This window comes from Pantoea sp. NPDC088449, assembly GCF_044753225.1.
GTDB lineage: Bacteria > Pseudomonadota > Gammaproteobacteria > Enterobacterales > Enterobacteriaceae > Pantoea > Pantoea floridensis.
In genome coordinates, this window is the sequence record NZ_JBIVMT010000001.1 from 2,110,096 (window position 1) to 2,129,284 (window position 19,189).

Below are 19,189 nucleotides of genomic sequence, written 5' to 3' on the forward strand. Positions count from 1 at the left end.
TTCCTCTTAAGCGTTCAATCCCTACAAAACCTTTTCGCAAGCTTAACACTCCCTACCCTCAAGTCGCCTCCGCCTTTGACCGATAACGATAATGGTCTATTGCAAGGAGAAAACGATGTCTTCTATATCAAGCGTTAGCAGTATCAGCACGGCGAGCAGCGGCGGCGGTTCGACTTCGGAAATTGCCAGTCTAAACAAACAGATTCAAAGTATTACCAAACAGCTGAAAGATCTTTCCAGCGACGATACGCTCACCGATGAGCAAAAATCTGAACAGGAACAGATGCTGCAATCACAGATTCAAATGATTGAAGCGCAAATCGCGCAAATTGAGCAGCAGCAAGCAGAAAAGGCACAGCAGCAGCAGGAAGCACAACAGCCTGCTGCGACGAAAGCGGATGGCATTAATCGCCCAACCGATACCAATCAGATTAACGTTTATGTTTAAAACGCTGGTTTAACTATGCGTTGTTGCGTCAGCAGAGCGGCCTGCTGACGCACCTCTTGCCAGATCGCTTCCGCTGCAGGCGTCAGAGAGCGGTTTTTTCGCTTAATCAGCATCAGGCTGCGATTTATTTCCGGGTAGAGTCTTCGCACCCTGAGTTTGCATCCGGAAGGTAACGGCAGCGCCAGCGCTGGCAGAATACTGATGCCAATGCCCGCTTCTACCATCGGATAGAGAGTGGCGGGATGGCCTATCTCTTGCACCACATTCACACTTAACGCCAGCTGTTGTAGCGCCGCATCAACCAGCACGCGGCTACCGGAAGCATAATCCTGCAGCACCATGCTGCGTCCCGCCAACATCGACCACTCTGCTTGCTCAATCTGCGCCAGCTCATCGTTTTCATGACAGAGCAGTAAAAAAGGTTCCTGAAGAATCTCTTCGCTATCGAAATCGGTATCATTAAGCGGGCCGATGACGATACCAAAATCGACCTCCGCATTGCGCACGCTTTGCAGCACCCATTGCTGCACTCGATCGTGCAGTATGACGCGAATATCGGGATAGCGCTGCTGGCTGCTGGCCAAACATTGTGGCATCAGGTGCGCTGAAGGCGTCTGGCTGGCGGCAACGCGCACCGTACCACTGCGCTGTTCGCCGTAACTCCGCACATCCAGCACCGTGGTATTTAACTCTTCCAGCAAGCGTTTTAGTCGAGAAGCCAGCTGCTGCCCCGCTTCGGTCAAGATCACTTCACGCGTAGTACGATCCAGCAATCGCACGCCCATCTCAGCTTCCAGTTCTTTAATACTGTGGCTAACGGCCGACTGACTGAGGCCAATGGCTTGCCCCGCCAAGCTGAAGCTACCGTGATGCGCCACCGCAACGAAGGTGCGCAACTGACGCAGGGTATAATTCATCGATTCCACTCATAGATTGATGCAATAAATCAATTTTATTTCTAAACGCGGCTAGCGCACAATCAGCACCATCATTTTTTTATATTTAACCGGATTTTAACAATGGGATTTTTACGCCTCGATCCGATGATGGTAAAACTCATCATCACCGTACTTCTCGCCAGCTTCTTCCCGGCCAAAGGCGGGTTTGTCGAATTCTTTGAATACCTAACGACCGCCGCCATTGCCCTGCTGTTCTTTATGCATGGTGCCAAATTGTCGCGCGAGAAGATCATTGCCGGCAGTAGCCACTGGCGTTTGCATTTGTGGATCATGTGCAGCACTTTTGTCATTTTCCCGATTCTGGGTCTGCTGATTGTCTGGTGGCATCCGGTTAATGTCAGCCCTGAGATTTACACCGGCTTCATCTATCTGTGCATTCTGCCCGCGACCGTGCAGTCATCTATCGCCTTCACCTCCATGGCCGGCGGTAACGTTGCCGCCGCAGTGTGTGCGGCTTCCGCATCCAGCCTACTCGGCGTGTTTGTTTCGCCGCTGCTGGTGAATCTGGTGATGAATGTTCACAGCGATGCGCCCAGCAATGGCCTGGAACAGATTGGTAAAATCATGCTGCAGCTGCTGGTGCCGTTTGTGGTTGGCCATCTGTCGCGCCGCTGGATTGGCGCCTGGGTTGAGAAACATCGCAGCCTGATAGGTAAAACCGATCAAACTTCAATTCTGCTGGTCGTCTATTCCGCCTTTAGTGAAGCGGTAGTGAATGGCATTTGGCATCGCGTTGGCGTTGATACCTTGCTGTGGATTCTGGTGGGAAGTGTGCTGGTGCTGTTTATTGCGCTAGCCATTAACCTCGGCGCATCGCGTTTGTTCGGCTTCAGCCGTGCAGATGAAATTGTGGTGCTGTTTTGTGGTTCGAAAAAGAGCCTCGCCAACGGTGTCCCGATGGCCAACATTCTGTTCCCGGCCAGCTCGGTGGGGATCATCGTGCTGCCACTGATGATCTTCCATCAGGTACAGCTCATGGTATGTTCTTTCATTGCCCAGCGTTATAAAGCCGGTAATGAAAAGAGGCTGGCGCAGCAGCAGGTAGACGTTCAGAAATCTTAAATAAAACGGCCCGCAAATGCGGGCCGTTTTACTCTTCGCTGCGTTTGAGCGGTTTGACCAGACCTTCCAGTCCCTCACTCTTGATCACCAACGTTAACTGCATTAATTCACCTAGCTTACCGGCCGGGAATTCGTCTTTACGCGCGAACCACAGTAAATACTCTTCCGGCACGTCAATCAGCACCCTGCCCTTGTACTTGCCGAACGGCATCACAGTATTCGCGATTTCTACCAGCTGCTGTTTATCCACGTCAGGCTCCAAGCAGGCGAATCATTTCCGCTTCATCAATGACCGGAATGCCAAGCTCTTGCGCCTTCGCCAGTTTAGAACCCGCCGCTTCACCAGCAATCAGTAAATCGGTTTTCTTCGATACGCTGCCGCTGACTTTCGCGCCCAGTGCAATCAGCCGCTCTTTGGCATCATCGCGGTTCATTACTGACAGAGACCCGGTGAGTACCACGGTCTTGCCGGCAAACGGGCTATCAATCTCTTCGATGTTAACCACTTCAACCTGCGGCCAATGTACGCCGATCTCTTCGGTAAGCTCGCGGATTACTGCACGATTACTCTCTTCATCCATAAAGTTACGCACGTGGGTAGCGACGACTTTGCCCACATCCTGCACTTCAATCAGCGCATCGAGATCGGCATTCATCACTTTTTCCAGTTCACCAAAGTGATTTGCAAGATTGGCGGCGGTGGCTTCACCCACTTCACGAATACCAAGCGCATACAGGAAACGCGCTAAAGTAGTGGATTTGGCTTTCTCCAGCGCATCGACCACATTCTGTGCCGATTTCGGCCCCATGCGATCGAGGCCAGTTAGTTTACCGGCAGTAAGACGGAACAGATCGGCTGGCGTTGAGACATACTCTTTTTCCACCAGCTGATCGATGATTTTATCACCCATGCCGTCCACATCCATCGCGCGACGTGAGACGAAGTGTTTAAGCGCTTCTTTACGCTGTGCACCGCAAATCAGGCCACCGGTGCAACGCGTGACCACTTCGCCTTCCACCCGCTCAACGTCTGAACCACAGACCGGACAATGACTTGGGAAAACAATTTCTCGCGTTTCATCAGGGCGTTCAGATTCCACTACGTTAACCACCTGCGGAATCACATCGCCAGCGCGGCGAATGACCACTTTGTCGCCAATGCGTAACCCCAGCCGGGCTATTTCATCGGCATTGTGCAGCGTCGCGTTACTGACCACGACACCAGCAACCTGCACCGGCTCAAGACGCGCGACGGGTGTGATTGCCCCCGTTCGGCCCACCTGGAATTCAACATCACGTACGAAGGTCATCTGTTCCTGCGCCGGGAATTTGAACGCCACTGCCCAGCGCGGGGCTCGCGCCACAAATCCCAGTTGCTCCTGCAGTGCCTGAGAATCAACCTTGATGACGACACCATCTATATCGAAACCAAGCGAAGGACGCTCCTGCTCAATCTGGCGATAAAACGCCAGCACCTCATCGGCGCTATGTGCGAGGCGGATACGATCGGTAACCGGTAATCCCCACGCTTTAAATTGCTGCAGGCGCTGCCAATGGCTGGCTGGCATCTCTCCGCCCTCCAGTAAGCCGAAACCATAGCAGAAGAAAGTCAGCGGACGTTTGGCAGTAATGCGTGGATCAAGCTGGCGCAGCGAACCTGCTGCAGCATTACGTGGATTAGCGAAAACTTTACCGCCGGTGCGACGCGCTTCTTCGTTGAGTTTTTCAAAGCCGCTTTCAGTGATAAACACTTCACCACGCACTTCCACGCGTGCAGGGATGTTATCGCCATGCAGCCGCAGCGGAATGGCATGGATAGTGCGCACGTTGGCGGTAATGTTCTCGCCGGTTGTGCCATCACCACGCGTTGCCGCGCGTACCAGCAGTCCATCCTCATACAATAAACTCACCGCCAGGCCATCAAGCTTGAGTTCACAGCAATAGGTGAGATCGTCGCTGCTTTTAAGGCGATCCTGCACACGTTTGTTGAAAGCCAGGAAGCCTGCTTCATCAAACGTGTTATCCAGAGACAACATCGGTACTTCGTGCCGCACCTGCTCAAAAGCCGCTAGCGGCGCGGCACCCACGCGCTGCGTCGGTGAATCAGGCGTAATCAATTCAGGATGCGCACTTTCCAGCTCACGCAGCTGTACCATTAATCGGTCATATTCTGCGTCCGGAATTTCCGGTGTATCCATCACGTGATAGAGATATTCGTGATGATGTAGCGTGGTGCGCAGCGCAGTAATTTGCTCCTGAACCGATTTCATAGTCTCTTATCCGATAAAAAACCCCCGACATGCGGGGGTTGTATTTAGTTTGAGTCAATTAGCGGCGATTAACCGATAACTTCGCGAATACGCGTTTTGTAGGTTTCCAGCTTCTGCGGCGTCATCATGCGACGCTCATCATCCAGCACCACGCCACCAACATCATCCGCAATACGCTGTGCCGATTGCAGCATCAGCTTAAAGTTCTGATTCGCATCTCCGTATGACGGTACCATCATAAAGATAGAGATGCCCGGCGTGGAGAAATTCCCCATCTCATCCGGATCAAAGGATCCAGGCTTGACCATATTCGCCAGGCTAAACAGCACCGGGCCGCTTCCTGCTGGGCTCAGATGACGATGGAAAATATTCATTTCACCAAACTGGAAGCCAGCCTGCAGAATACCTTGCAGCAGAGCTTCACCGTTCAGTTCGCCTCCGGTATGTGCAGCGACGTGCAGCACCAAGACCGCTTCTTTTTTACTTCCCGGTGCAGCAGCCTGCTTAGGCGCCTCTTGCGGCTGCGCTACCGGAGTTTCATGTGCAAGCTCTGGCTCATCTTCCGCAGCCAGGAATTCCGGCGCAGGCTGCGTGGCTGCTAGCGGTTCATTATCCAGCAGCGGATCGGATTGAATGGGTTGCGGTACTGGAGCGGGCTTCGACACCGGGGCTTGCGGTGCGGCAGGCTTACGAGCTTCCGGCTCATTATCCAGCAGTGGATCGCCTAATAATGGATCGGATTGATGTGCAGCCGGCTGACGCACAGGTTCAGGCGCACGCGGCGCGCTCACCGGACGCGGCGTAAACTCGGGCTCTTCATCAGCATCACGATGACGGCGTACGCGGACTTCGCCGACGCCATCATCATCTTCGCTCAGCAGATCTTCATCGGCTTCTTCGCGCTGTTTCAGACGTTTGTGCGGGCGATCACGAAACACGGAGGAGCGCTCTTTACGGCTGGTCCACAGTCCATGAAGGAGTAGCGCTATTATGGCGATCGCGCCAACAACGATTAATATCAGACGCAAATCCTGCATCATTGTATTCTCTGTTGTTCCAATACCTTGCCACCACGGCAAACTTTATCCTCTAACTGTATTTGCCCAGCTAAACAAGTGCAAGTCTGTGCAGTATTTTCTGACAAATTAGATAGCTGCCCCACGCTTTTTTGCTGTTTTTTCGCACAAAGCACGCCTGTAACCGATAAAAAGCCAGGTTATGATGTCCACGCCGCCATATTTAGGAGAAAGGCTTGCTATGCCCGCTGTGAATTCGGTCTCAACATTTAATGGTGTTCATTACTTTGCCGAAGGATGGAAACTGGTGCGTCTGCCAGGCATTCGTCGCTATGTCATTATCCCACTTATCATCAACATTCTGCTGCTTGGCGGCGCCTTTATCTGGTTGTTTCAGCGCCTGGGTCAGTGGATCCCTGCGTTAATGTCACATATCCCCGACTGGTTACAGTGGCTCAGCTATCTGCTATGGCCGCTTTCAGTGATTTCGATCGTGTTGGTGTTCAGCTATTTCTTCTCTACGATAGCCAATTTGATTGCCGCGCCATTTTGCGGCCTGCTCGCTGAACAGCTTGAAGGTCGTTTGACCGGAAAACCGCTGCCGGATAGCGGCTGGATGGGCATGATTAAGGATGTTCCGCGCATCATGAAGCGGGAGTTGCAGAAGCTCGGTTACTATTTGCCGCGCGCATTTGGCTTGCTGCTGCTCCACTTTATCCCCGGTTTTGGACAAACTGTGGCGCCAGTTCTATGGTTTTTATTCAGTGCCTGGATGTTATCAGTGCAGTATTGCGACTATCCGTTTGATAACCACAAAGTGAGTTTTCAGCAGATGCGCCACGCATTGCGACAGCACAAGACGGCAAATATGCAATTTGGCGCGCTCGTCAGCCTGTTTACTATGATTCCGATTATCAATCTGGCGATCCTGCCCGTTGCCGTATGCGGCGCAACGGCGATGTGGGTTGATCGATATCGACAGCAACACGCGCGCCACTAAAGCGTTAAATTGCCTTATGCTTTTTTGCTTAAGGCTTATGGTTGTGCGCTATATAGATATACGATTTCTTTCCTTCCGCACATCGGAAGAAAAGGTATGCTCTGAGGGTTCCCAATATTTCATACAGTTAAGGACGAGCTATGAGTAAGATCTATGAAGACAACTCTCTGACAATTGGTCATACGCCGCTGGTTCGACTGAACCGCATCGGTAACGGCCGCATTCTGGCTAAGGTCGAGTCACGTAACCCGAGCTTCAGCATCAAATGCCGTATCGGTGCCAATATGATTTGGGACGCGGAAAAACGCGGTATTTTGAAGCCGGGCGTTGAGCTGGTTGAACCAACCAGCGGCAACACCGGTATTGCCCTGGCGTACGTGGCGGCTGCGCGCGGTTACAAGCTGACGCTGACGATGCCGGAGACTATGTCAATTGAGCGTCGCAAGCTGCTGAAAGCACTAGGCGCGAATCTGGTGCTCACTGAAGGCCCAAAAGGCATGAAAGGTGCCATTGCGAAAGCCGAAGAGATTGTAGCCAGCGATCCCGATAAATATGTGCTGTTACAGCAATTCAGCAATCCAGCGAATCCAGAAATCCACGAGAAAACTACCGGACCAGAAATCTGGGAAGATACCGATGGTGAGGTGGACGTATTTATCGCCGGCGTCGGCACTGGTGGCACACTGACTGGCGTAAGCCGCTACATCAAAAATACCAAAGGCAAGAAAGACCTGATTACCGTTGCGGTTGAACCAACCGATTCTCCGGTCATTGCTCAGGCGTTGGCTGGCGAAGAGATAAAACCTGGCCCGCATAAAATTCAGGGTATTGGTGCCGGCTTCATTCCTGGCAACCTTGATCTGAAACTGATCGATCGCGTGGTGGCGATCACCAATGAAGAAGCCATCAGCACGGCACGCCAGTTAATGGAAGAAGAAGGGATTTTGGCGGGAATATCGTCAGGCGCTGCTGTGGCAGCCGCCCTTAAGCTGCAGGAAGACGAAGCCTTCGCCAATAAGAATATTGTGGTGATCCTGCCCTCCTCGGGCGAACGCTATTTAAGCACCGCACTGTTTGCCGATCTCTTCACCGAGAAAGAACTGCAGCAATGATGTACAAAGTCTGAAACTGATGAAAAAAGCACCCGCATGGGTGCTTTTTTGTGGCGCAGATCTCACTTTTATCACCAGACAGATTGCTTTCAGTGATAGGGCTCTGGTATTTAAGCTTCCAATTATTTCGGTGCCTGAAATTAATCTGCCTTTGAAGTGGATCAAGCTGAATCGATTTACTGATTTGGCTAAACGGCGAATCACGGCATAATGAGAAGAGTGACGAATCAGTGCGGTTTTTGATCTTTCCAGGTTAATGACCTACTTATTCAAGCGCATTTTTTGGTCAGCTTTATGCCATACCAGCGCACCTATACAGGCTAAAGTTACGGCTCCAGGCTAGACTTTAGATCCATAACACCAAACCTGATAAAGTTGGGGAAATAGAATGTTCCAGCAAGAAGTTACCATTACCGCACCTAACGGCCTTCATACCCGTCCTGCAGCTCAGTTCGTTAAAGAAGCCAAGGCTTTCCAGTCAGAAATCACTGTGACTTCCAATGGCAAATCGGCCAGCGCGAAAAGCCTGTTCAAACTGCAGACTTTGGGTCTGACTCAGGGTACGGTTGTTACGCTGTCTGCCGAAGGTGAAGACGAGCAGCAAGCGGTTGAGCACCTGGTTAAGCTGATGGCTGAGCTGGAGTAACCGGCTCAGTTCGCAACAAAACCGACCCCTTTGCCCCATTGAGTGCAAATATCTTGATCGCGGACAACCTGTCCGCGTTATTGCTTCCTTAGAGTACTGCTCCGCGACAGTGGCGACGCATTGGGTCAATGAGCCATCGTGATTAAAAGGTAGGGTTATGATTTCAGGCATTTTAGCATCACCGGGTATCGCTTTCGGCAACGCACTCCTGCTGAAAGAAGATGAGATCGTCATCAGTCGTAAAAAAATTACCGACGATCAGGTTGAGCAGGAAGTTCAGCGCTTCCTCGATGGACGCAGCAAAGCTGCTACACAGCTCGAAGCCATTCGCATTAAAGCCGGTGAAACCTTCGGTGAAGAGAAAGCTGCGATCTTTGAAGGTCACATCATGCTGCTCGAAGACGAAGAGCTTGAGCAGGAAATCATCGACCTCATCAAGAAAGATCACGCTACTGCTGACGCTGCCGCACATTCTGTGGTTGAAGGCCAGGCCGTTGCGCTGGAAGAGCTGGATGACGAATACCTGAAAGAGCGCGCCGCTGACGTGCGTGATATCGGTAAGCGTCTGCTGCAGAACATTCTTGGACTGCACATCGTCGATCTGAGCGCGATTGCTGAAGAATCTATTCTGGTGGCCAAAGATTTAACGCCGTCAGAAACCGCACAGCTGAACCTGAAAAAGGTGCTGGGCTTTATTACCGATCTGGGTGGACGTACCTCTCACACCTCGATCATGGCGCGTTCGCTTGAGCTACCAGCGATTGTTGGTACCGGCAACGTGACTGCCACTGTTAAAAACGGCGATTTCCTGATTCTGGATGGCGTAAACAACAAGGTTTACGTGAATCCTACTGAAGAAGTACAGGAAGAACTGAAAGCCATCCAGACACAGTATCTGTCTGAGAAACATGAGCTGGCAAAACTGAAAGATCTGCCAGCGATTACGCTGGACGGTCATCAGGTTGAGGTCTGCGCCAACATTGGTACAGTACGTGATGTAGCAGGTGCAGAGCGTAACGGCGCGGAAGGCGTAGGCTTATACCGCACTGAATTCCTGTTTATGGACCGTGATTCATTGCCAACTGAAGAAGAGCAGTTCCAGGCTTATAAAGCGGTAGCTGAAGCAGTCGGTTCACAAGCGGTTATCGTGCGTACCATGGACATCGGTGGCGACAAAGATCTGCCTTACATGAACCTGCCGAAAGAGGACAACCCGTTCCTCGGCTGGCGCGCCATCCGTATTGCGATGGACCGTAAAGAGATCCTGCATGCGCAGCTGCGCGCTATTCTGCGTGCCTCCTCTTTCGGCAAACTGCGCATCATGTTCCCAATGATTATTTCAGTAGAAGAAGTTCGCATCCTGAAAGGCGAGCTGGAGCTGCTGAAAACGCAATTGCGTGAAGAAGGCAAATCCTTTGATGAGACCATTGAAGTGGGCATCATGGTAGAAACGCCAGCTTCCGCAGTGATTGCTCGCCATCTGGCGAAAGAAGTCGACTTCTTTAGTATTGGGACAAATGACCTGACGCAGTATACTCTGGCGGTCGATCGTGGTAATGATTTGATTTCACACCTCTATAACCCAATGTCACCGTCTGTTCTCGGTCTCATTAAGCAAGTGATCGATGCATCACATGCCGAAGGGAAATGGACCGGCATGTGTGGTGAGCTGGCTGGTGATGAACGTGCTACACTACTGTTACTGGGAATGGGGCTGGATGAATTCAGCATGAGCGCCATTTCAATCCCGAGCATCAAGAAGATTATTCGTAATACTAATTTCGAAGATGCGAAGGCATTGGCGGAGCAGGCTCTGGATCAACCGACAGCGGATGATTTAATGAATTTAGTTAACAAATTCATTAAAGAAAAAACGCTCTGCTGATCCACGGACGCTAGCCTCAAATTACTGCTTAGGAGAAGATCATGGGTTTGTTTTCTAAACTTTTTGGCGAAAAATCAGAGAGCGCGTCAGGCACTATTGATATCGTTGCGCCTCTGTCAGGCGAAATCGTAAATATCGAAGACGTACCTGATGTGGTATTCGCTGAGAAAATCGTGGGTGACGGTATCGCAATCAAACCAACCGGTAACAAAATGGTTGCTCCGGTTGATGGTACTATCGGCAAGATTTTCGAAACTAACCACGCATTTTCAATCGAGTCTGATAATGGTATCGAGCTGTTCGTTCACTTCGGTATCGACACGGTTGAGCTTAAAGGTGAAGGTTTCAAACGCATCGCTGAAGAAGGCCAGAAGGTCAAGAAAGGCGACGTGGTGATCGAGTTTGATCTGGCACTGCTGGAAGAGAAAGCGAAATCGACGCTGACGCCGGTTGTGATCTCGAATATGGACGAAATTAAAGAGCTCATCAAACTCTCCGGTCAGGTAACGGTAGGCGAGACGCCGGTTATCCGCATCAAGAAGTAAGCTTCGGCTGATTCGCGATAATAAAAAAACGGCACCCACTGGGTGCCGTTTTTGTTTTACAGCCGCAACAATGCAATGCGATCGCTAATACCAGACGAAATCACTGCTGCTTCCAGCGCGGCAGCCTTAACGTCAACTCCAATCCCCCTTCCGGGCGATTGACCGCCTTAACTTCACCGTGATGTGCCAGAATCACTTTCCGGACAATCGATAGCCCTAAACCGTAACCTTTGCCCATCAAGGGCGAATTCACGCGCACAAAGGGATCGAAGATGCTCGACAGCTTCTCATCATCCACTCCGGGCCCCTGATCGCGCACGCTGATCGCCAGCCACTGATTTTCCGCCTGTAGACTCACGTTGATATGCTGCCCTTTATGCGAAAAACGCAGCGCATTGCGCAGCACGTTCTCTACGCCACGCCGAATCAACTCGGCATTACCGTGCACGGTATAATCCGCATTTTCATCAACCTGGAAATCAACTTTCACACCGGGGATCTGAGCCTCATAGCGAACGTCGGTGACCACCGCGTGCAACAGGCCGGTGAGGTCGAAATATTGCTCGCCCGGCATGCTCTCATGTTCGGCTCGCGACAGCGTCAACAGCTCGCCAATCATCTTATCCAGACGGCGCGCTTCTTCATCAATGCGGTTGAGCGAGGATTCCACCGAGGCTGGCGTTTGACGCGCAAGGCCGGTCGCCAGCTGTAGACGCGCCAACGGTGAGCGCAGCTCGTGCGAAATATCGTGCAGCAGCTCTTCACGCGCTTTCACCAACGTATCAAGCCGCTCGACCATCGCATCGAAATCTTGTGCAACATTTGAAAGCTCGTCATGGCGCTTACGCATCACCGGATAGAGGCGCACCGACAGATCACCGCTGGACACGCGCGCAAAGCCCTCGCGCAGCTGACGCATAGGGCGTGTCAGGTTCCATGCCAGCAGCAGGCTGAACAGTAATCCCAGCGCACCGGCAAAGGTAAACATCGGCTCCGGGATATTGAGGATACGTCGCGGACGGCCACCGCCCATCGAACTGTCTTCGCGCAGCCCCTTCACGTCATAGCGCAGTTCGTACTGCTTGCCATCCTGCCCTTTCACCCAACGCACAATCACATCAGGGAAAGGTCCATGAAACGGCGCACTAAAGGTTTCAGGCGGCGCATTACCTGGCATCGCGACGGGTTTATCGTGCTGAATAACGGAGAAAAATTGACGATCGTTAGGTTCCCAATCCGCCATCATATCGTCCAGCGAACTTAAGCCACCGCGTTCCAGTACCGAAACCGCCGATGCCATTTGCAGATTAACGATGCGTCGAATAGCGACGATCTCCGGTGGCTCGTGGCGATTACCCGATAACGTAAAGCCAAGCCACAGCAGCTGGCTAATAATGACAAACACAATCCAGAAGCCCAGCAAAATCTTCCAGAACATGCGGCCGCGGTAGCTGTGTTTCATCGAATGCGGTAACCAATACTGCGCACAGTTTCAATATTGACGCTGTCAGCCGTTAACGCTGCCAGCTTTTGGCGAATATTGCTGATATGCACATCCACGCTGCGATCGTACGCTTCACGTGGGCGACCAAGGCCTTTTTCCGATAGCTCATCTTTCGATACCACGCGATCCGGTGCACGCAGCAACAGATCCAGCAAATTAAACTCGGATGCGGTGAGATCAAACGCTTTGCCCTGCCATTCAGTAATCCGCGTAGCCGGATTGAGGCTCAAATCGCCCCAGCGCAGCAGCTCTTTCTTATCGGGCACCGGAGCCTGATCTTCAAAGCGGCGCAGTACCGCACGCAAACGAGCCACCAGTTCACGCGGATAGCACGGTTTTGGCATGTAATCGTCTGCGCCCATTTCGAGACCAATCACGCGATCGATGTTGTCTCCTTTGGCCGTCAACATAATCACCGGTAAGCGGCTGTTCTGACGCACCTGCCGCAGCACATCAATGCCGCTCATATCGGGCAGCATGATGTCGAGAATCATCGCGGTATAGTTGCCGGATAACGCACCTTCCACGCCAGCGTGACCGGTTAAAACCAGTTGTGTTTCAAAACCTTCCGCAATCAGGTATTGGCTCAACATGGTGCCGAGTTCTACATCATCATCAACAAGCAGAATTTTCATCTTTATCTCTCGTACAAAATTGCCGCTATTTTGTCCTGAGTTCATTACGAACGCAGCCGGTTTTACGCGATCCTTACAGACGATTATTAGGGAGACTATAGACAAGAATGGCCTGTGCGCACCATTACGGTAGGCACAGGCCAGATAAAATGCGGAAATAATGACTCAGTGGAAAACGCCAGTGGAGAGATAGCGATCGCCGCGATCGCACACAATCGCGACCACCACGCTGCCAGGTTGAGCCGCAGCAATACGCAATGCGCCAGCTACCGCACCGCCAGAACTGACGCCACAAAAAATACCTTCACGCTGAGCCAGCGCTCGCATTGTCTCTTCGGCTTCACGCTGCGTCATATCAATCACCTGATCCACCAGTTCCGGACGAAAGATACCGGGCAGATAAGCTTCCGGCCAGCGACGAATACCGGGAATGCTACTGCCCTCTTGCGGCTGCAGGCCAATCACCTGCACCGTCGGCGCAAACTCTTTAAGGTAACGTCCCACGCCGGTAATCGTGCCGGTAGTGCCCATGCTGGAGACAAAATGCGTCATGCGCCCATGAGTTTGCTGCCAGATTTCCGGGCCGGTGGTGAGATAGTGTCCTAGCGGATTATCGGGATTGTTGAACTGATCCAGCACGCGACCCTCGCCGCGATCGGCCATCGCCTGTGCCCGATCCCGCGCCCCTTCCATGCCCTGCTCACGCGTCACCAGCAGCAATTCAGCACCGTAGGCGCGCATCGCATCCTGACGTTCCTGGCTCATGTTATCGGGCATCAGCAAACGCAGCTTGTAGCCTTTCATCGCCGCAATCATCGCCAGCGCAATGCCCGTGTTACCGCTGGTCGCTTCGATTAAGGTATCACCCGGTTTAATCTCACCGCGCAGCTCCGCCTGATGAATCATCGACCAGGCCGCACGGTCTTTCACCGAGCCGGCTGGATTGTTGCCTTCCAGCTTTAGCCAGATTTCGCTGCCGTTGTCAGGCGTCAGGCGCTGCAACTTAATCAACGGCGTATTGCCGATGGTATTTTCCAGTGTGGTCACGTTTGATTCCAGACGAAAGAGAGGCAAATAATTCGGGCGGGAAAGTCCCGCCCGAAGGAGTGTCAAAAATATCAGGCGCTCTCGGCAAAGGCAACCGGGCTTAGCGGCGTAGTGCCATGATAGATGCGGGCCTGTTGCAGGCCGACAAACAAGCGTTCACCGCGAATCGGCGCAGTATGATCGCCATCGAACACCACGGAGAAGACGTCGCCCTGCCAGCCACTTGGCTGCACGACCAGCTGCCAGAAGTGGCCGCGCGGGCTAATTTCCAGCACCTGCACCGGCAGCGGTGTTTCCAGGCTGCTCTGGCGTGAAATATCAATTTCCCATGGACGCAGGAACAGCTCGACTTCGCCCTGATGTGCAGGCGTATAGCCCAGCGGCCAGCGATGTGCGGCAACGTGGAACTGCGAGCCGTGCACTTCACCATTAAAGCGGTTCACTTCACCGAGAAACTCCAGCACAAAGCGAGTAGCCGGATCGCGCCACACGTCATCAGGCGTACCCACCTGTTCGATATTGCCCTGGCTCATCACCACCACGGTGTCGGCCACTTCCATCGCCTCTTCCTGATCGTGGGTGACGAACACGCTGGTAAACTTCAACTCTTCGTGCAGTTGACGCAGCCAACGGCGCAGCTCTTTACGCACCTGCGCATCCAGCGCACCAAACGGTTCATCCAGCAGCAGAATTTGCGGCTCGACCGCCAGCGCACGTGCCAGTGCCACACGCTGCTTTTGGCCGCCCGAAAGCTGTGCCGGGAAACGATTTGCCAGATGGCCCAGCTGCACCATCTCCAGCAGACGCGTTACGCGCTTTTTGATCTCTGCCGCATTCGGCCGTTCACGGCGCGGCAGTACGGTCAAACCAAAAGCAATGTTGTCGAATACCGTCATGTGACGGAACAGCGCGTAATGCTGGAAGACGAAGCCGACCTGGCGATCGCGCGCATGGATGCGGCTCACGTCTTTGCCATTAAAATGGATCTGGCCGCTGTTCTGATGTTCCAGCCCGGCGATAATGCGCAGCAGCGTGGTTTTCCCGGAACCGGACGGTCCCAGCAGCGCCACCATCTTGCCGGAAGGAATATCCAGAGAGATGTCGTTCAGTACCGACGTGCGGTCAAACGCTTTGTTAATTTGTTTAATCTCAATGCTCATGATTTTCCTCCTGTAGGCGCTTCTGCTGATGCTCTAATCGCCACTGCACCACGCTTTTCAGAAACAGCGTCACAATTGCCATCAGGGTCAGCAGCGCGGCGGCGGTAAAGGCGCCCACGGTGTTGTAATCCTGATGCAGTAATTCAACCTGAAGCGGCAAGGTATAGGTTTCGCCGCGTATCGATCCCGAAACCACCGAGACCGCACCAAACTCACCAATCGCACGTGCGTTAGTCAGCACCACGCCGTACATCAGTGCCCAGCGGATGTTCGGCAGCGTCACGCGGCGGAACATCTGCCAGCCGGATGCGCCAAGCAGCACCGCCGCCTCGTCTTCGTGGCTACCCTGGCTGAGCATCACCGGCACCAATTCGCGTACCACAAACGGGCAGGTAACGAAGATGGTAGCCAGCACCATGCCGGGCCAGGAGAACATAATCTGGATATTGTGTGCATCTAGCCAGCCACCTGCCGGGCCGTTAACGCCCCAGAACAGCAGATACATCAAGCCAGCAACCACCGGCGACACGGCAAAGGGGATATCAAAAAGCGTCAGCAGCAGTTGGCGCCCCGGAAAGGTAAAACGCGTCACCAGCCACGCCAGCAGCGTACCGAACACCATATTCACCGGCACGGTAATCAGCGCCACTAAGAGGGTCAGCCAGATGGCGTGCAGCATGTCGCCATCTTTCAGGTTAGTCAGTGAAGCCACTAAGCCCTGATTAAGTGCCTCCCAAAAGATGGACACCATCGGCACCACCAGCAGCAGCAGGGAAACCAGCGCGCCGATGCCAATCAGCAGCCACTTGCCCCAGTTAATGGGCTGGCGATCGGCGTGATTGAGGTGTGAAATCTCCGCCATCAGTGGCCTCCTAAGCGACGGCCAAAGCGGCTCTGCAGGGTGTTGATCGCAAACAGCAGCAGCAGAGAAGCCGCCATGATCACTGAAGCAATCGCGCTCGCTGCCGGGTAATCGAACTCCTGCAGGCGGACAAAAATCATCAACGACGTCACTTCCGTTTTCCAGGCAATGTTACCGGCGATAAAGATCACCGCACCAAACTCGCCAATGCTGCGGGTAAACGACAGCGCGGTACCCGCCAGTAAAGCCGGTGCGACTTCAGGCAGCACTACGCGCCGGAAACTCTGCCAGCGCGTAGCGCCAAGGGTTTCTGCCGCTTCTTCATATTCCGGTCCTAACTCTTCCAGCACTGGCTGCACGGTACGCACCACAAATGGGATGCTGGTGAAGGCCATGGCGACGGCGATCCCGAGCCAGGTGTAAGAAACTTTGATATCAAAATGCGCCAGCCACTGACCGTACCAGCCGTTTACCGAAAACAGGCCCGCCAGCGTCAAACCCGCGACTGCGGTGGGCAATGCAAACGGCAGGTCCATCAAGCCATCCAGCAGCGTGCGGCCCGGGAAGCGATAGCGCGTCAAAATCCACGCCATCAGCATGCCAAATACCGCATTGAACAGTGATGCCACCCCCGCCGCCAGAATCGTCACTTTATACGCGGCGATCAGCTGCGGATGCGTAATCACATCCCAATATTGCGTCAGCGTCATCTGCGACAGTTGCATCAGTAACGCGCTGATCGGCAGCAGCAGAATCAGGCAGGTGAACAACAGGCTGGTGCCAAGGCTCAAGCCAAAGCCAGGCAAGACTCGTTTTTGCGCCAGCGCGAACATTATCCGCGCCCCGCTGCCAGTAATTTGTCCAGCTCACCGTCTGAACCAAAATGGACTTTCATCACGTTATCCCAGCCGCCAAAGGCATCGTTGACGTTGAACAGGTTGGTCTGCGGGAAGCGGTCTTTCTGCTGCGCCATCAGCTGTGGGTTATTTACGCGATAGTAATAGCTGGTGATGATTTTCTGCGCCTCAGGCGTGTAGAGATAATTCAGATAGGCTTTAGCGGCGTCAGCGGTGCCATTGTGTTCGACATTTTTGTCGACCCACGCCACCGGGAATTCCGCCAGAATATTCGTTTCCGGTACGATCACTTCATACTGATCTTTGCCGTACTGATTGCGGATATTATTCACTTCCGATTCAAAGCTTACCAGCACATCACCTAAGCCGCGCTCGGCAAAGGTGGTCGTTGCGCCACGACCGCCGGTATCAAACACTTCGACGTTCTTCAAAAATTTTGTCATGAAGGCTTCAGTTTTGGCTTTATCTTTACCATCTGCCTGATCGGCAGCGCCCCACGCGGCAAGATAGGTATAGCGCCCGTTGCCTGACGTTTTGGGATTAGGGAAGATCAGCTTCACGTTGTCGCGTGCCAGATCGGCCCAGCTGTGAATCTGCTTTGGGTTACCTTTACGCACCAGAAATGCCATGGTGGAGTAAAACGGCGAGCTGTTGTTGGGTAAACGTTGTTGCCAGTCAGCCGGAATCAGTTGACCTTTGTCATGCAGCACCTGCACATCCGTTACCTGATTGTAGGTCACCACATCAGCGCGCAGACCTTGCAGAATCGCCAGCGCCTGCTTGGAAGAACCGGCATGCGATTGCTTGATCGTCAGCTTGTCATTGGGATGCGCAGCGTCCCACTGCTTTTCAAAGGGCGCATTCAGGGCGACGAACAGTTCGCGTGAAACATCATATGAACTGTTGAGCAACTCGGTCGCCTGCGCCGCACTCGCGATACTCAGCGAGAGCGCGATACCGCCAAGCCATTTTTTCGAAATCGGAAGTGTCATGCTGCACCCTGAAAGACGGCCATTACGCCAATGTCATTAGATGCAGTCAGTGTATTTATAACTCAGGAGAAAGCTGTAACGGTTTTATATATCGTTTAGGGATTTCAAAGTTTAAAAAAGCATAAGACGGCGGGAGAGTTTATGCAGCGGATGGGATTGAACCGGGTTAAACAGGTCGCCATAAATGGCGACACTATAATGCGAGATTTCGTAGGGGCGCCATTTATGGCGCCCTACCTTAATCAAATCGCGTGCAACGCCGCCAGCGACGGCGCAAAAAAGTAGCTGCCGCTGACCGGCTTAGTGAAGCGCAGCATGGCATCCATTTTGCCGTCGCGCTCGCCGAACATGCTCAGCAACTGCTGCTCAATGTTATACAGGCGATGACAGTAGGAAATGAAGTACAAACCGTGCTTACCGCTGGCGCTGCCGTAAGGCAGACTTTGACGCAGAATCTTCAGGCCCTTGCCCTGTTCTTTCAGATCGACACGGCTGAGATGTGAAGTCTCCGGACGTTGATCCCCCGGTAGCTCTTCATTGGTCTCTTTAGTACGCCCAATGATCGCTTCCTGCTTTTCTTCCGCCAGACGATTCCACAGTTGGAGATTGTGCTCCCAGCGCTGAGTAAACACATAGCTGCCGCCAGCATCCGGACCTTCACCAATAATCGCCACCTGTTGGCGCGCCTCGCCCTGTGGGTTTTCCGTGCCGTCAACAAAGCCGGAAAGGTCACGATCTTCTATCCAACGGAAACCGTGCGTCTCTTCTTCAATATTAACGGCATCCGCAAAGGCGCCGATGGCAGCCTGCGCCAGCGCGAAATTCACGTCATGCCGCTGTGATTGAATGTGGATCAGCACATCGCGTTGGGTCGCAGGCGCAATACCTTTACCCAACGGCGCGAAAGCTTTGAGCTCTGGCGCGGAGGCGCTGCCCTGTAGATCGCGCCACAGCGCATCACCAAAAGCGATCACCGCGCCTAGTCCAGCCTGACTGAATTGGGATTGCAGCGCATTGAGCTGCTTTAAGAAGGATTTGCTGCCCTGACGCAGCGCATCAAGGTCGCCCGTAACGCGGGCTTCGAGCCAAATGGCGAATCGGCGGTGTTCCAGCAGGATACCGCTCTGAAACTGAGACATGAATGTGCTCTCCGGCATGAAGGTTAGACGGTATTTTTTCGCCCGTATCA

Annotated in this window: 19 protein-coding genes; 7 read left to right on the forward strand and 12 right to left on the reverse strand. The window is 53.1% G+C overall.

The window, feature by feature from the left end; genetic code table 11:
* Positions 1–115 precede the first annotated feature (115 nt).
* Positions 116–448 carry a FlxA-like family protein gene (locus ACIP6T_RS10095; RefSeq protein ID WP_097096518.1) on the forward strand — a complete coding sequence of 111 codons (333 nt, stop codon included), beginning with the start codon at positions 116–118 and terminating at the stop codon, positions 446–448.
* On the opposite strand, the gene ACIP6T_RS10100 is transcribed toward ACIP6T_RS10095, so the two are convergent.
* Positions 445–1,365, reverse strand: a complete 921-nt coding sequence (locus tag ACIP6T_RS10100; RefSeq protein WP_345828828.1) for a LysR substrate-binding domain-containing protein — start codon at positions 1,363–1,365, stop codon at positions 445–447. The genes ACIP6T_RS10095 and ACIP6T_RS10100 overlap by 4 nt on opposite strands.
* Positions 1,366–1,467: 102 nt before the next feature.
* On the opposite strand from ACIP6T_RS10100, the gene ACIP6T_RS10105 reads away from it, so the two are divergent.
* Positions 1,468–2,469, forward strand: coding sequence for a bile acid:sodium symporter family protein (locus ACIP6T_RS10105; RefSeq protein WP_097096516.1), 1,002 nt, complete (start codon positions 1,468–1,470; stop codon positions 2,467–2,469).
* A 28-nt stretch (positions 2,470–2,497) separates the two neighbouring features.
* Here ACIP6T_RS10105 and ACIP6T_RS10110 read toward each other — a convergent pair whose 3' ends face one another.
* From ACIP6T_RS10110 to zipA, 3 genes are all read right to left on the reverse strand, one after another.
* A complete protein-coding gene (locus ACIP6T_RS10110) occupies positions 2,498–2,719 on the reverse strand; it encodes a DUF3820 family protein (RefSeq protein ID WP_345828825.1) in 222 nt (73 codons plus the stop codon).
* A gap of 1 nt (position 2,720) precedes the next feature.
* The gene (gene ligA, locus ACIP6T_RS10115; RefSeq protein ID WP_400456733.1) at positions 2,721–4,739 is read right to left on the reverse strand and encodes an NAD-dependent DNA ligase LigA; all 2,019 of its coding nucleotides are present in this window, start codon (positions 4,737–4,739) and stop codon (positions 2,721–2,723) included.
* 68 nt (positions 4,740–4,807) lie between these two features.
* Positions 4,808–5,779, reverse strand: coding sequence for a cell division protein ZipA (zipA, locus tag ACIP6T_RS10120; RefSeq protein ID WP_345828822.1), 972 nt, complete (start codon positions 5,777–5,779; stop codon positions 4,808–4,810).
* 217 nt (positions 5,780–5,996) lie between these two features.
* Between zipA and cysZ the strand changes: the two genes are divergently transcribed.
* The 5 genes from cysZ (at position 5,997) to crr (ending at position 10,943) form a co-directional block, all read left to right on the forward strand.
* The gene (cysZ, locus tag ACIP6T_RS10125; RefSeq protein ID WP_097096512.1) at positions 5,997–6,755 is read left to right on the forward strand and encodes a sulfate transporter CysZ; all 759 of its coding nucleotides are present in this window, start codon (positions 5,997–5,999) and stop codon (positions 6,753–6,755) included.
* A 140-nt stretch (positions 6,756–6,895) separates the two neighbouring features.
* Positions 6,896–7,867, forward strand: a complete 972-nt coding sequence (gene cysK, locus ACIP6T_RS10130) for a cysteine synthase A (RefSeq protein WP_345828818.1) — start codon at positions 6,896–6,898, stop codon at positions 7,865–7,867.
* Between the two features lie 388 nt (positions 7,868–8,255).
* A complete protein-coding gene (gene ptsH / locus ACIP6T_RS10135) occupies positions 8,256–8,513 on the forward strand; it encodes a phosphocarrier protein Hpr (RefSeq protein WP_007889063.1) in 258 nt (85 codons plus the stop codon).
* 157 nt (positions 8,514–8,670) lie between these two features.
* Positions 8,671–10,398, forward strand: a complete 1,728-nt coding sequence (gene ptsI / locus ACIP6T_RS10140) for a phosphoenolpyruvate-protein phosphotransferase PtsI (RefSeq protein WP_097096510.1) — start codon at positions 8,671–8,673, stop codon at positions 10,396–10,398.
* 41 nt (positions 10,399–10,439) lie between these two features.
* Entirely contained in the window at positions 10,440–10,943 is a 504-nt protein-coding gene (crr, locus tag ACIP6T_RS10145; protein ID WP_097096509.1) for a PTS glucose transporter subunit IIA, read from the forward strand.
* A 100-nt stretch (positions 10,944–11,043) separates the two neighbouring features.
* Here the strand turns inward: crr and ACIP6T_RS10150 are convergent, their stop codons facing one another.
* The 8 genes from ACIP6T_RS10150 to ACIP6T_RS10185 form a co-directional block, all read right to left on the reverse strand.
* Positions 11,044–12,405 carry an ATP-binding protein gene (locus ACIP6T_RS10150; protein WP_097096508.1) on the reverse strand — a complete coding sequence of 454 codons (1,362 nt, stop codon included), beginning with the start codon at positions 12,403–12,405 and terminating at the stop codon, positions 11,044–11,046.
* Entirely contained in the window at positions 12,402–13,082 is a 681-nt protein-coding gene (locus tag ACIP6T_RS10155) for a response regulator transcription factor (RefSeq protein WP_097096507.1), read from the reverse strand. Before ACIP6T_RS10155 ends, ACIP6T_RS10150 begins: the two co-directional genes overlap by 4 nt.
* A 165-nt stretch (positions 13,083–13,247) precedes the next feature.
* Positions 13,248–14,129, reverse strand: coding sequence for a cysteine synthase CysM (cysM, locus tag ACIP6T_RS10160; RefSeq protein ID WP_345828799.1), 882 nt, complete (start codon positions 14,127–14,129; stop codon positions 13,248–13,250).
* 71 nt (positions 14,130–14,200) lie between these two features.
* Positions 14,201–15,289, reverse strand: a complete 1,089-nt coding sequence (cysA, locus tag ACIP6T_RS10165; RefSeq protein WP_097096505.1) for a sulfate/thiosulfate ABC transporter ATP-binding protein CysA — start codon at positions 15,287–15,289, stop codon at positions 14,201–14,203.
* Positions 15,279–16,151 (reverse strand): sulfate/thiosulfate ABC transporter permease CysW, encoded by an 873-nt coding sequence (cysW, locus tag ACIP6T_RS10170; RefSeq protein WP_097096504.1) that lies wholly within the window; start codon positions 16,149–16,151, stop codon positions 15,279–15,281. The genes cysA and cysW overlap by 11 nt, the downstream gene beginning before the upstream one ends.
* A complete protein-coding gene (gene cysT, locus ACIP6T_RS10175) occupies positions 16,151–16,984 on the reverse strand; it encodes a sulfate/thiosulfate ABC transporter permease CysT (RefSeq protein ID WP_097096503.1) in 834 nt (277 codons plus the stop codon). Before cysT ends, cysW begins: the two co-directional genes overlap by 1 nt.
* The gene (locus ACIP6T_RS10180) at positions 16,984–18,000 is read right to left on the reverse strand and encodes a sulfate ABC transporter substrate-binding protein (RefSeq protein WP_345828797.1); all 1,017 of its coding nucleotides are present in this window, start codon (positions 17,998–18,000) and stop codon (positions 16,984–16,986) included. The genes cysT and ACIP6T_RS10180 overlap by 1 nt, the downstream gene beginning before the upstream one ends.
* Positions 18,001–18,242: 242 nt before the next feature.
* Positions 18,243–19,139 (reverse strand): Dyp-type peroxidase, encoded by an 897-nt coding sequence (locus ACIP6T_RS10185; RefSeq protein WP_400456741.1) that lies wholly within the window; start codon positions 19,137–19,139, stop codon positions 18,243–18,245.
* Between the last annotated feature and the right edge of the window lie 50 nt (positions 19,140–19,189).

Coding starts and splice junctions, on each gene's coding strand:
- ACIP6T_RS10095 (WP_097096518.1), top strand. CDS start 116: ATGTCTTCTATATCAAGCGTTAGCAGTATCAGCACGGCGAGCAGCGGC.
- ACIP6T_RS10100 (WP_345828828.1), bottom strand. CDS start 1,365: ATGAATTATACCCTGCGTCAGTTGCGCACCTTCGTTGCGGTGGCGCAT.
- ACIP6T_RS10105 (WP_097096516.1), top strand. CDS start 1,468: ATGGGATTTTTACGCCTCGATCCGATGATGGTAAAACTCATCATCACC.
- ligA (WP_400456733.1), bottom strand. CDS start 4,739: ATGAAATCGGTTCAGGAGCAAATTACTGCGCTGCGCACCACGCTACAT.
- zipA (WP_345828822.1), bottom strand. CDS start 5,779: ATGATGCAGGATTTGCGTCTGATATTAATCGTTGTTGGCGCGATCGCC.
- cysZ (WP_097096512.1), top strand. CDS start 5,997: ATGCCCGCTGTGAATTCGGTCTCAACATTTAATGGTGTTCATTACTTT.
- cysK (WP_345828818.1), top strand. CDS start 6,896: ATGAGTAAGATCTATGAAGACAACTCTCTGACAATTGGTCATACGCCG.
- ptsH (WP_007889063.1), top strand. CDS start 8,256: ATGTTCCAGCAAGAAGTTACCATTACCGCACCTAACGGCCTTCATACC.
- ptsI (WP_097096510.1), top strand. CDS start 8,671: ATGATTTCAGGCATTTTAGCATCACCGGGTATCGCTTTCGGCAACGCA.
- crr (WP_097096509.1), top strand. CDS start 10,440: ATGGGTTTGTTTTCTAAACTTTTTGGCGAAAAATCAGAGAGCGCGTCA.
- ACIP6T_RS10150 (WP_097096508.1), bottom strand. CDS start 12,405: ATGAAACACAGCTACCGCGGCCGCATGTTCTGGAAGATTTTGCTGGGC.
- ACIP6T_RS10155 (WP_097096507.1), bottom strand. CDS start 13,082: ATGAAAATTCTGCTTGTTGATGATGATGTAGAACTCGGCACCATGTTG.
- cysA (WP_097096505.1), bottom strand. CDS start 15,289: ATGAGCATTGAGATTAAACAAATTAACAAAGCGTTTGACCGCACGTCG.
- cysW (WP_097096504.1), bottom strand. CDS start 16,151: ATGGCGGAGATTTCACACCTCAATCACGCCGATCGCCAGCCCATTAAC.
- cysT (WP_097096503.1), bottom strand. CDS start 16,984: ATGTTCGCGCTGGCGCAAAAACGAGTCTTGCCTGGCTTTGGCTTGAGC.
- ACIP6T_RS10180 (WP_345828797.1), bottom strand. CDS start 18,000: ATGACACTTCCGATTTCGAAAAAATGGCTTGGCGGTATCGCGCTCTCG.
- ACIP6T_RS10185 (WP_400456741.1), bottom strand. CDS start 19,139: ATGTCTCAGTTTCAGAGCGGTATCCTGCTGGAACACCGCCGATTCGCC.